Annotated in this window: 9 protein-coding genes; 7 read left to right on the forward strand and 2 right to left on the reverse strand. The window is 31.8% G+C overall.

Going from position 1 to position 12,488, the window contains the following annotated elements:
• The first annotated feature begins 1 nt into the window (after window position 1).
• Genes AC1DCD_RS07850 through AC1DCD_RS07870 form a run of 5 tightly spaced genes read left to right on the forward strand, consistent with a single transcriptional unit; the run spans window position 2 to window position 5,015 of the window.
• Window positions 2–1,027, forward strand: coding sequence for a DUF4302 domain-containing protein (locus AC1DCD_RS07850; protein ID WP_353585719.1), 1,026 nt, complete (start codon window positions 2–4; stop codon window positions 1,025–1,027).
• Between the two features lie 28 nt (window positions 1,028–1,055).
• A complete protein-coding gene (locus tag AC1DCD_RS07855; protein ID WP_353585720.1) occupies window positions 1,056–1,772 on the forward strand; it encodes a hypothetical protein in 717 nt (238 codons plus the stop codon).
• 18 nt (window positions 1,773–1,790) lie between these two features.
• Complete coding sequence (locus tag AC1DCD_RS07860; RefSeq protein ID WP_353585721.1) at window positions 1,791–2,966, forward strand: DUF4856 domain-containing protein; 1,176 nt, start codon at window positions 1,791–1,793, stop codon at window positions 2,964–2,966.
• Window positions 2,963–4,093 carry a fibronectin type III domain-containing protein gene (locus AC1DCD_RS07865; RefSeq protein WP_353585722.1) on the forward strand — a complete coding sequence of 377 codons (1,131 nt, stop codon included), beginning with the start codon at window positions 2,963–2,965 and terminating at the stop codon, window positions 4,091–4,093. Before AC1DCD_RS07860 ends, AC1DCD_RS07865 begins: the two co-directional genes overlap by 4 nt.
• A gap of 10 nt (window positions 4,094–4,103) precedes the next feature.
• Window positions 4,104–5,015: a hypothetical protein gene (locus AC1DCD_RS07870; protein ID WP_464641042.1), complete on the forward strand. Its 912-nt coding sequence runs from the start codon at window positions 4,104–4,106 to the stop codon at window positions 5,013–5,015.
• An 87-nt stretch (window positions 5,016–5,102) separates the two neighbouring features.
• Here the strand turns inward: AC1DCD_RS07870 and galE are convergent, their stop codons facing one another.
• The gene (gene galE / locus AC1DCD_RS07875) at window positions 5,103–6,140 is read right to left on the reverse strand and encodes a UDP-glucose 4-epimerase GalE (RefSeq protein WP_464641040.1); all 1,038 of its coding nucleotides are present in this window, start codon (window positions 6,138–6,140) and stop codon (window positions 5,103–5,105) included.
• A 271-nt stretch (window positions 6,141–6,411) separates the two neighbouring features.
• On the opposite strand from galE, the gene AC1DCD_RS07880 reads away from it, so the two are divergent.
• Window positions 6,412–7,377, forward strand: coding sequence for a calcium/sodium antiporter (locus AC1DCD_RS07880; protein ID WP_464641038.1), 966 nt, complete (start codon window positions 6,412–6,414; stop codon window positions 7,375–7,377).
• Between the two features lie 223 nt (window positions 7,378–7,600).
• Here the strand turns inward: AC1DCD_RS07880 and AC1DCD_RS07885 are convergent, their stop codons facing one another.
• Complete coding sequence (locus AC1DCD_RS07885) at window positions 7,601–9,811, reverse strand: RelA/SpoT family protein (RefSeq protein ID WP_464641036.1); 2,211 nt, start codon at window positions 9,809–9,811, stop codon at window positions 7,601–7,603.
• Window positions 9,812–10,260: 449 nt separating this feature from the next.
• Between AC1DCD_RS07885 and rho the strand changes: the two genes are divergently transcribed.
• The gene (rho, locus tag AC1DCD_RS07890; RefSeq protein ID WP_464641034.1) at window positions 10,261–12,234 is read left to right on the forward strand and encodes a transcription termination factor Rho; all 1,974 of its coding nucleotides are present in this window, start codon (window positions 10,261–10,263) and stop codon (window positions 12,232–12,234) included.
• Window positions 12,235–12,488: the final 254 nt, after the last annotated feature.

Consider the following 12,488-nt stretch of genomic DNA (forward strand, 5'->3'; position numbering starts at 1 on the left):
CATGAAGTATCTTTTATATATATTATTTACTATACTTAGTTGCATATTTTATAGCTGTCAAACGGACGAAAAAGAGTTTGATAAAACACCTACTCAGCGTAAGAGACAAGCTATTGAAACGCTAAACTCAGAGTTAGTTAACAACAAGGCAGGATGGCTGGTTTTATATTTTCCTAAAACAGACTCTTTATTATTTTCTAATTTAAGTGATAAAATAAAGGATTCGTATCAATATAGTACCGATAGATATGGTTATGGTGGAGTTTGTTTTACCATGAGATTCCTACAACAAGGAAAAGTAGAGATGCGTGCTGATATGGATCAACAAAGTATTTCCACTACCACAACAAGTGAATATAAGATTGGTGCAAATAGTAGTACTCAACTTACTTTTCTCACTACAAACTATATACACAAATTGGTTAATGATAGTTATGGCGGTGCTTGTGATTGGTTATATCAAGGACATAACGAAGAAGGTTTTTTAGTGTTTAAAACAGCTTCTTATCTAAGACCTGCATGTGAATATATTATAATGAAGCCTTTAAAGAATATGTCAGACTTTAATAATGCTGTAAAACAAGCATACGATAATAGAAGAATATTTGAAAAGATGAAAAATCCACAGTTGTATATACATAAAGGTGGACGTGTTTATTTTCAAAGCGATTATTATCTTGGTAGAAATGGAGGACGTGCAAATACTACTGAGAAACAAAGATATTACCTATTTATGGAGGTTACTAAACCTAACCCTATTCCTGACTATCCTCCTAAAGAATTTTCCGTACTGGGGTCAGGGTATTGTGGAACTCCTGATGGTATTACTTTTAAAGCAGGATTACGATTAAATAATAAACAGGTGTTTGCCGACTTTAAACGTGTTAATAATAATTTTGAAGCTGAACTTGTAGAAGTATATTATCCAAAATGGAAAGCAACAAGGCTTGTAAGTAAACATTTACACCCTGAAGGAAAAATAACAGGATTGAAAGCAATTATCAAAGATGTACCTATTATAGAATAAGATATAACAATATGTAATAATTATTAGTATGAAAAAGAATATATATATAATTCTATGTATCTTTAACATAGTCTTACTATCAGCATGTTTACCTGGCGTAAATAACGATACAGATGAAGATTATGATAAACTCTTTCCTTTTAAAGGGATAGATAAGCCTAAAATATCATATGATGATCAAGCTTTGCAATTAGCAAGCATAGATATGAATGAACAAAGCTATATATATCCAGGAGTAGATATTAAAGGAGAGAAACGTACTTACACCATAACACTGACATGTACTTTTTTTGAGAAAGATTTGCAAGGTAACTTAATACCTGACGAGGATCTTTCCTCTACTTACATTATTAGATATATTGATGCTAATAAAAAATTAAAGACTATTACATCTAAAGATTATTCTTCTGAAGATGACAAAGAAGATGAGCCGGAAGGAAACACTGATGACGATTCTGATGACAACTCTGATGATAATCCTGAGAAGAATACTGAGGATACTAATATCAAAATACTTAAAAATGGGAAAGAGCTTAAAATAATTTATCAAGCTTTATCGGGTTTCCCTATGTTTTTGCAAGTAAAAGGTGGAGGACCGAGCAATTCATCGGTACGCGCTAATATCTCAGCTATATCTAATGATGGTTTTACTATTGTACGCCCTTTGCATATAGAGCAGTTTCAAAATGAAGAAGGTATTAATTTAATAAAAAATCCATTCTGTGGATATATTATATTACCCTAAAGATTAGAAAATAAAATTATGAAAAATAAAGCTAATAAATCGTTTTATATCATTATATTATGGGTAGTTATATCTAATTCTATAATATCATGTACAACATGGCAAGACGAAACAATTGAGTCGTCATACATTATTCCTACATTACCCGATCCAGAGTATAAATTTAGCAGGAACAATGAGAGCAGTGTTGACCTTTTAGAGTGTAGTCTGTTAAAAGAACCTGTTGATATCATATATCAATCTTTCATGAAAGAGGCACGTATATCAAATGGCGCACAGCAAGAACGAATGAATGAATATTTTAAACAAGGCGTGTATGGTAAAGCACCCTTTGATGAAATAGCTACATCTATGGCGCATAGAGTTGACAGAGAACGTGTTCTCGCTACTTTTCAACAATTATTCAATGATTCACGCGCTTTAAGTGGCTATGGGTATAAGCGTCCCGCTGATGTACGCAACACTAAAGCCCAAACAAGTAAGGGAGGATATTTAGGTTATAATATTGGAGATGTTAACTTAGCTTTCGTTAATAATAAAGGGTTGGCTGTAGCAGAAGTATATAACGAAATGATAAGAGGTAGTATTTATTTAGATAAAATATTGAACGTACATCTTAACCCTCAATTATATAATGATCAACGACTTTTAAAAGACCAAGAATCTTCTATTCTTGTAAATGGACATAATTATACAGAGCTGGAACATCATTGGGACTTAGCTTATGGGTATTATCAATACTGGTTACCTATAGTACAAAAAAATGAGCGTAATATTTTAAAGGGTAGTCGTATTAAACTTTATAATGCTTTTGCTATAGGACGATTAGCCATGACAGAATATAGATTTGATGAGATGAGAAAGTGTCTTGATATAATTAGACAAGAACTTTCTAAAGTAGCAACTGTGCATGCCATACAACTATTATCTGGAGAAATTACTAAAGTAAATTTAGACGAAGATATAAGTAATGCTTTAGTTTTCTTATCACGTGCATATGGGGCTATATTCTCATTGCAGTTTGCCGTAAATATAGAAGGTAAGCCATTATATACCTTTGATGAGGTACAAACGCTTTTAGGCGCACTTACTCAAAATTCCGGATTATGGGATAAGCAGCGTTTAGAAGGAGATTCCACTATTACTGGCTCTATAGCCTATACTGTGGCGCAAATAAAGCAGCGTATACTATGATAATTTTTACATATTATAAAAAAGAAAAAAGCATGGGTTTACATAAAATTTTATTTCTAATATCCTTTTTTTGTACATTAAATGTAACTGTTAATGCACAGTCCAATTTGATATTAAATGGTGGACTTGAGGAATGGCGCACTGGTGGACTTAGTGAAAAGCCAAAATATTGGTATTCTTCTGGTTATAACTTTGGAAAATCAACCCAAGCTCACAGTGGTAATTTTTCCATTAAGTTATTTGCGACAGAACAAACACTTACTTCAATAGATCAATCTTACAATTATAATTACATAAGTATTGAGCCAGGTGCCACATATCGTCTTAAATATTGGTATAAAGGAACATTAAAAAAAGCGAATTGTTTTTCAGTAGTAACATGGTATAAAGGAAATACAACACACGAATCGACAAAAAAGAAAGACATGGTTACAGACGCCTCCCCTACTGAATGGAAACAAAAAACTATAGATTTTGTTGCACCGCAAGGAGTAGATAAAGCTGGTTTTTCTTTTAAGATGAAAGAAGAGACTTCTGATGCCAATAACTATTTACTTATAGATGATGTTGATTTTAGGAAAATAAAAAGTGGCACTACTTCAGAAGAAATACCTATGCCTTACGAGATAAAGGCTTCCGCAGAACAACGCGAGGTCTTTATATCATGGCATCCTATTCAAATTGATGGTATAAAATATAATATTTTACTAAATGATAAAATAGTTGCCACTATAAATAGTACTAACTATATATTGCAAAAACTACAACCTAATACTACATATACGATAGGAGTGCAAGCGATTAAGAGTGATGGGAAAAAATCTAAAATCGCTAAAAAAAATATATTAACAGAACCTATTATGGTAAAACGTGATGATGAAAATCGCATTCCTTATGTATATAAAATAAAAGGCTTTGGAGATATACCCCGAACTATCGAATTGTTTTTTAATGACTTATATGATACTAATGCCAAAATAGCTTATACTCTTGATGGAAATCCATATATACCTATAGATGGATATAAATTAGTTTTTAATAAATCGGGTAAACATCTATTTGTAATTAACATTACAGAAAGTGATGGCAAAGATTGGACTTTAGAATATAACTTAAATGTAAAATAATCTAATTAACATGAAGCATATATATAACTTATTAGCAGTGGCAATATTAAGCATATCGCTAACTGCATGCCACAACGAGTTAGGGTTGGAACAATCTAAAATATTGATAGGAGATGAAAACTCATCATCTATTGATGTATTTACATATACTACTCGTATGCTTATATTAAAAGGAGGTACTGGTAAGTATAAAAGTAATGTTAACAATTCTAAGCTGGCGACCGTTAATATCAATGAAGACACATTGCGTATTACTGGAATATTAGAAGGTAAAACTTACGCTTCTATATGGTCTGGCGATGAGTGTCGAAAATTAAATATAAACATAATAGTACCTAATATTACTTCTACAAAAGATATTATACGATTGTTTCCACGTGATGAGAACCGTTCAATAAGTATTAACGGGGGTGGAAGCTTAGCCAAAATGGAAGTGGAAGATCCTATGAATATTTTAAAGAAAGTGAAATGGAATGCAAAAACTAATATTATAGAAATAGATACATACTGTGAGGGCGATGCTTATCTACATATAGTTGGAGAAAATAATCAAACAAAAACTATCAAAGTTGAAGTACGATGTAAAGGAGAGACTAATGGGTTAGGAGCTTATAGCACAACTTCACGAAGTTTAAGCGAGTTATATCGCAACACTCTTGTAGTACATCGTAAAGGAGTTGGAACTTGGATATGCAATGAAGCAAACCCTACAACTTCTAAGAAAACGATTAAGATTACTCCAGCCATAACAAATCCTCAAAAAGGTAGTTTTATAGAAGCTAAACTAAGTCTTAGCTACCCAGATGAGTTTAGCTCTATAAAAGAAGGTAAATATAAATTATATATACAAGATGTAAAAGAGAGGTATGTAGTACTTGTTGGAAGAGGCTTTAAACTTATAATACCTTATGAGAAAAGATAAAATGTCATATATTTTTGTTTTTATATAAGAAATAGCTCTTATATGTTTGGTAACGTATAAGGGCTATTTTATTTTTAAAGTAAAATATTACATTATTCCTTTATCACGCAATTTCAGTTGCCATTTCCATGCTGTTGCTAAGACTTCTTCTAAAGGTGTATTTGCTTCCCAGCCAAGTACTTTATTAGCAAGTGTACAGTCTCCCCATATTTGCTCAATATCACCTTTTCGCCTATTACCAAACTTCCAATTAAGTTTTACCCCCGTAGCCTTTTCAAAAGTATTTATAATCTCAAGAGTAGAATTACCTCGACCTGTACCTATATTAAAATATTCTATTTTATCAGTATTTTTTTCTAATACACGTTCCATAGCAATTACATGTGCTTTGGCTAAATCTTTTACATAAATATAATCACGCACACAAGTTCCATCTGGAGTATTATAATCATTACCAAAAACAATTAGTTCTTTACGGATTCCTATAGCTGTCTGTGTTACAAATGGAATCAGATTGTTAGGTACACCATTTGGCAGCTCACCAATTAAAGCTGAAGGGTGTGCGCCTATAGGATTAAAATAACGCAATATAATACTCTTTATATTTGCCCCGCTATTAATATAATCATATATTATTTGTTCGTTAATTTCCTTTGTGTTACCATATGGTGATGTAGCTTTTTGATGTGGTGCTTTTTCTGAAACTGGTAAATCTTCTTTTTTAGGTTGCCCATAAACAGTACAAGAGCTAGAAAATATAATCCCCTTGACATCATATTTGGGCATCAATTCTAATAAATTTATTAATGATATAATATTATTTTTATAATAAAGTAAAGGTTTCTCCACACTTTCTCCTACAGCTTTTGAGGCTGCAAAGTGGATAATGCCTTCTATCTTAGAGTATTTTCTTAATATATCTTCTGTAGATTTAATGTCGCATAAATCAATTTGTTCAAAAACAGGACGAACACCTGTAATTTGTTCTATTCCATCAAGCACTTCTATCTTAGAATTGGAAAGATTATCTACTATTACAACATCATATCCTGTTTCTATAAGTTCTACAACGGTATGAGAACCTATAAATCCGGTTCCTCCAGTAACAAGAATAGTCTTATTCATACTTATTTGTATTTTAATTAAATATTTTTATATATGCTATATCTAAATAACATACAAAGATAATAATTCTTTTTAAACATATACAGGAAAACTGCTTAATTCCTAAATATATCTTAAACAATATATGATTATATATCTTTTTAAAGATAAAATAAATAGGTTTCGATATAATTTAAGTTTTTAGAGAGATGATAATAAAACAGGAATATTCTATACTGAAATATTTTATACATTTATTTTTAGTACCTTTGCGGTAAAATATAAAATATAGATGTTATTAAATTTAGGATTTATCTTTATAGGAGTAACTTTAGTATTATGGGGAGCAGACAAACTTACAGATGGGTCTGTAGCCATAGCACAAAAAATGAGAGTCTCTCAGGTTATTATAGGCTTAACTGTAGTAGCAATGGGAACAAGTATGCCCGAGTTTAGTGTCAGTTTGGTTTCGGCTTTAAAAGGTACATCAGATTTAGCTATTGGTAATGTTATAGGTTCTAATATTATTAATAGTTTGTTCATAGTGGGTGTTTCTGCAATGTTTAGTCCTATTCTAATAACACCTATTACTATAAAGAAAGATATTCCTTTTGCTTTAGTTTCTTCTGTTGTATTAATGATGCTTTGTTATGATGGTATGATAGGAAGGATTGATGCTGGTATTATATTTGCTATGTTTATTATCTTTATGATAAAGACTTTACAGGAAGCAAAAAGTGATGTGAAGATTGATAAAGCTAATAACAAGTCTATTATGTCAGAGAATATAATATCAGAAAAGCAGCATAAGAAAATATGGATATCTGTCATATGGATAATAGTTGGCTTATCATGTCTTATTTTTGGTAGTAATCTTTTTGTAAGTGGTGCGGTTAAAGTTGCTTCATCATTAGGTGTGTCTGATGCAATAATAGGTTTAACAATTGTAGCTGGCGGAACATCATTACCAGAGCTTGCTACAAGTGTAGTTGCAGCTCGTAAAGGCGATAGTGGTATAGCTATAGGTAATGTTATAGGTTCTAATATATTTAATATTCTTGCTGTATTAGGAGTTACAGGATTAATACATCCAATGTTGCTGCAAGGAATAACAATGTTTGATCTTTCTATTATGGTAATATCCATGATCTTGATATGGTTTTTATCTTTTACAAAATATACCATTGAGCGTTGGGAGGGTTTTTGCTTAATAGTAGTATTTATAGGATATATGGTGAAGCTATTAGTAAGTATTTAAAATAGAAAAGGCTATTATTTTTTATATATTCAGTAACTTAACAAAAGTTATAAAGTTGCTGCTTTTAAATAAGTTATAAATAATGAAACAGGGTATGCCTATTTTAGCATACCCTTATAACAATTTTATAATAATATAAAAAATATTCAGAATTAATTATTTTACTTAATGTTAAAGATAAAATCTTAATAAACGTTTTTAGTAGAAAGAATTTTTCAGTTTATTATATTCTTATAACTTGCTTTACGCCTTTTACGGTATTAATTTTCTTTATTAAAAGATTGAGGCGAGAGTTGTCGTCAAGCATAACAACAAGGTTCCCTGAAAAAAGTCCATCATGTGAATCAATATTGATAGAGCGTAAGGTTATTTTTTCATCTTTTGAAATAATATTCATTATATTACTTACTATACCTATATCGTCATTACCTATCACTCGTAGAGTGATAGCATATTGTGATATACCCTTACCACTCCATCGTGCTTTTACAATGCGGTATCCGAAACGCGAACGTAGATCAGTAGCGTTGGGGCAGTTTGTTCTATGAATTTTGATGCCACCATTTACTGTAACAAATCCAAAAACTTCATCACCATATATAGGATGACAACATTTTGCTAACGAAAAATCAATACCTTTTAGATTTTGGTCTATCACTAAAACATCATCATTTGTTTTAAGAATTTCGTCTGTTTTATTGTTAAAGGCATAGTTTTCGGCACTTTCAGCTTCTTTTGGCGTATTTAAGTTGTGAACATGGTTATATACCTTCTGATATTCTTCAATAACATTGTTAGGATCAAGTTTACCTACAGCTATCTGCTTATAGAAATCGGACACTTCTTTGAATCCTAATTTCTTTAACAGTTGCATCATAGTACCTTCCTCTATTTCTATTTTTTTATTTTTAAATCTTCTTTCTAATAATTCCTTGGCAAGTAGTCCTTCTTTAGCTTGTGTTTCTTTTATAGCTAAACGAATTTTTGCTTTAGCTCTTGATGATCTAACTATAGACAGCCATTCTTGTTTTGGTTTTTGGTTAGTACTTGTAAGAATCTCTACAGTATCTCCACTATGTAACTCTGTACGTAAGGATACATTCTTACTATTTATTTTACCTCCAACGCATTGATTCCCTATACGAGAATGAATGTGGTATGCAAAGTCAAGCACTGTAGAACCTTTAGGAAACTTTAAAAGATCTCCTTTGGGGGTGAAAACATAAATTTCATTTTCATATAAGTCGGATTTAAATTGATCCATTACCTCTAAGTTGTTTCCAGCTTCGAGAGCTGTACGTATAGAGGCTAACCAATCATCAAGTCCTCCTTCTGCTTTGATACCTTTATATCTCCAGTGAGCAGCTAATCCATGTTCGGCTATTTCATCCATACGTTCTGTACGTATCTGCACTTCTACCCACTTAGCTGCAGGTCCTAAAACTGTGATATGTAAACTTTCATATCCGTTAGATTTTGGTACAGAAAGCCAATCTCTTAGTCGCTTAGGATTAGGTTGATACATATCTGTAATGATAGAATATGTCTGCCAGCATTGCATTTTTTCTTTTTCTATAGGAGAATTAAGTATAATGCGTATAGCAAAAAGATCATAAATACCTTCAAAGTTACACTTTTGCTTTTTCATTTTTTGCCAAATAGAGTGTATAGACTTTGTTCTACCTTTTATATAAAAATGTAATCCGGCATCTAATAATTTCCTTTGAACAGGTTCTATAAAGTTTTTTATATAAGCATCGCGTGCTTGTTTTGTAGCATTTAGTTTTTCTTTTATATAATAGTAAGCATCATGCTCAAGATATTTTAGGGAAAGGTCTTCCAATTCGCTTTTAAGCTGGTATAATCCTAATTTATGAGCTAATGGTGCATATAGATAGTTAGCCTCTTCTGCTACTTTATTTCGAGCTTCTATATTCGCAGTGTCTCTGATTTGTCGCATTAGGTTCACTCTATCTGCTATCATGATAAGGATAACCCGCATATCTTCAGCAAATGAAAGCAATAGGTTGCGAAAGTTTTCACTCTCTATTATAGGTTTTTTAATATATAAATTTTGTATTTTGTTTAAGCCATGTATTATCTTTGCGACTCCTTCTCCATACTCTTTCTTTACATCTTCTATACTTGTGAAATTATCTTGTACACTATTATATAAAAGTATAGCTAAAACAGAGTCTCGTTTTAAGCCAATATTCTTAGTTGCGATAAGTGTAGTTTGTAAAGCACATAAAATAGGATTAAGGTTAAACATATTACGTTTAACCTCATTATTGCTAATAGAATTATTTATATGCGTTTGAATTTTTTTCATATCTTGACTTGGGAAACTTTCTCCAAGTATTTCACGCAAATCCTTTAGTATTGATGCTACTTTAAGTTTTTCTTCTTCTGTAAAAGTGAATTTCTCTTCCATACTTATAGAATATATTCGTTTTCGCAAAGATACAAAATACTTGTCTTTTACATCTTTTTTTATACAAGCTTTAGCATATAAATAACAAAATCACAATTTTAGTTTGTTAATGTGAGTATATATAAAAACGCATTAATATAAACAAGCGACAGCCATGGATAGACGAAACACTGCATAGGAAAAGGAAAATATACAAATTAAAAGTAGTTATCAAAGGAATAAAATATTAAGATATATTGCACATATATACTGTTCAATAGAAAAATAATCTATAATACATACTATAGTTGCTTTTTAAGTAGATCTACTATAAATAAAAAAGATATATTATTTTTTGGAAAACTGATATAAATATTATAACTTTGCAAAATCAAAACATTTAATTATTGTTTCCATTCGTTAGAAACAAAAATTATTCTTTAAATGTATTTCCTACACATAGTTTATTTATGTTAAGCAAAGAAGAATTATCGGACAAAGATGTCCAAGAGTTGCAAAGTATTGCATTAGAAAATGGTGTGTCATTTAGTAAAAATGAGGATAAAGAGTCTCTTATATATGCAATATTAGATAAGGTTGCAGAAGAGATAGGCAATGCTCATCCTTTAGAATCAAAGCGAAAAAGAAATAGAATTACGCGAAAGGATACTGACCATGTTTATTCTGTTAAAGGTAAAGCTGGTGAAAATCTAGATTCAAAGAAGAGCACCCAAGCCTCATCTTCTGAGGCAGAAACAGAAGAAAAACCAAATTCAGTAGAAGAGGTAGTTTCTCCTACCGAGGCTCTTGCATCTATGCCAAAACATAGAGGACGTAAATCTAAGACAGAAATAGAAACCATTGCACGTGCAGAAGCTGCTTTGAAAGAATCGAAAGTTTCATCTAAAGAAGCATTTAATCCACAAGAAACATCAGCTATAGTTACTGATTTACAGGAGGTAGAACAAACCTTACGTGAGCGTGAAAATCCTATGGAAGAGGATTCTAATACTGTAGAGAAAGTCGCTGATAATGAAGAGTGGACTGAAGAAGAGAGCAGTCTGCTTGCTAAACTTCAAGAAAAGGTGCAGGCTCATAATAGTATGAATAAAGAGATGATTCCTGAAAGCTCTGTTAATGATAGTGTATGGGAAGGTGATCCTAATGATGGAACAGATTTTATAACTGTGTTAGATATTCCTATAGAAGATCAAGGGGCTATACCTAATTATGACATGTTCGACCAGCCTACAGCTCCTATAGCTTCTATTAATGACCCAATTATATCTCGTCCAGCAGCTATGCCTATAGTACAATACGAATTTAATGATATTGTAAAAGCAAATGGTGTTTTAGAAGTATTGTCAGATGGATATGGTTTTCTTCGTTCAAGTGATTATAATTACCTTTCATCTCCAGATGATGTATATATTTCTGCTAATCAAGTTAGGCAATATGGCTTAAAGACGGGAGATGTAGTAGAATGTCATGTTCGTCCTCCTCATGATGGAGAGAAATATTTTCCACTAACAAGTATTGATAAAATTAATGGTAGAAATCCCGCAGAAGTACGTGATAGAATACCTTTTGAACACCTTACTCCATTATTTCCAAATGAGAAATTTAATTTAAATGGAAAGCCTGATGTTATGAATATATCGACACGTATAGTCGATTTGTTTTCACCTATTGGTAAAGGTCAACGTGCATTAATAGTAGCTCAACCTAAAACAGGTAAAACTATTCTTATGAAAGATATTGCTAATGCTATTGCTGCTAATCATCCTGAGGCTTATCTTATGATGTTGCTTATAGATGAGAGACCTGAAGAAGTTACCGATATGGCACGAACAGTCAATGCAGAAGTTATAGCTTCAACCTTTGACGAACCAGCTGAACGTCATGTAAAGATAGCAGGATTAGTATTAGAAAAGGCTAAGCGTATGGTAGAATGTGGACATGATGTTGTTATTTTCCTTGACTCTATAACGCGTCTTGCCCGTGCATATAATACGGTAGCACCCGCTTCAGGTAAAGTTCTTACAGGTGGTGTTGATGCTAATGCTCTTCAAAAGCCTAAACGCTTTTTTGGTGCTGCACGTAATATAGAAGGTGGCGGCTCATTAACAATTATAGCAACGGCTTTAATTGATACTGGATCGAAAATGGATGAAGTTATCTTTGAAGAGTTTAAAGGAACAGGTAATATGGAGCTTCAGCTAGATCGCAGTCTTTCTAATAAGCGAATATTCCCTGCAGTTAATCTTGTTGCTTCTAGTACGCGTCGCGACGATTTGCTACAAGATAAGACTACTCTTGATAGAATGTGGATTCTACGAAAAAATATAGCAGATATGACAGCACTTGAAGCTATGAATTCTCTTAACAACTTAATGCGTCGCACAAAAGATAATGATGAGTTTTTACTATCAATGAATGGATAAGCTATTTTTATTTATAAATTTTGATAGTATATTTGAAAGCAATAATTGTAAAGAAATACTAAAGGAGATATTTTAAGAGCGTTTCAAAGAGTTTCTTTTCTTTTAGTAGTCTTATAAAATTTTTATTATTTTCTAAAAATAAAAGGGGGTGTATCTATTATGATACACCCCTTTTTCATTGTACGCTCGGCATGAGCATTTTCTAACGGGTGGAAGTCCCGAGTAAGCCCTAATAGCGGGAATTACATAGCCAA

Source organism: Prevotella sp. C0209C1 (assembly GCF_056583855.1).

Excerpts from the sequence above, each read along its gene's own strand:
- AC1DCD_RS07850 (WP_353585719.1), top strand. The coding sequence starts at position 2 with ATGAAGTATCTTTTATATATATTATTTACTATACTTAGTTGCATATTT.
- AC1DCD_RS07855 (WP_353585720.1), top strand. The coding sequence starts at position 1,056 with ATGAAAAAGAATATATATATAATTCTATGTATCTTTAACATAGTCTTA.
- AC1DCD_RS07860 (WP_353585721.1), top strand. The coding sequence starts at position 1,791 with ATGAAAAATAAAGCTAATAAATCGTTTTATATCATTATATTATGGGTA.
- AC1DCD_RS07865 (WP_353585722.1), top strand. The coding sequence starts at position 2,963 with ATGATAATTTTTACATATTATAAAAAAGAAAAAAGCATGGGTTTACAT.
- AC1DCD_RS07870 (WP_464641042.1), top strand. The coding sequence starts at position 4,104 with ATGAAGCATATATATAACTTATTAGCAGTGGCAATATTAAGCATATCG.
- galE (WP_464641040.1), bottom strand. The coding sequence starts at position 6,140 with ATGAATAAGACTATTCTTGTTACTGGAGGAACCGGATTTATAGGTTCT.
- AC1DCD_RS07880 (WP_464641038.1), top strand. The coding sequence starts at position 6,412 with ATGTTATTAAATTTAGGATTTATCTTTATAGGAGTAACTTTAGTATTA.
- AC1DCD_RS07885 (WP_464641036.1), bottom strand. The coding sequence starts at position 9,811 with ATGGAAGAGAAATTCACTTTTACAGAAGAAGAAAAACTTAAAGTAGCA.
- rho (WP_464641034.1), top strand. The coding sequence starts at position 10,261 with ATGTTAAGCAAAGAAGAATTATCGGACAAAGATGTCCAAGAGTTGCAA.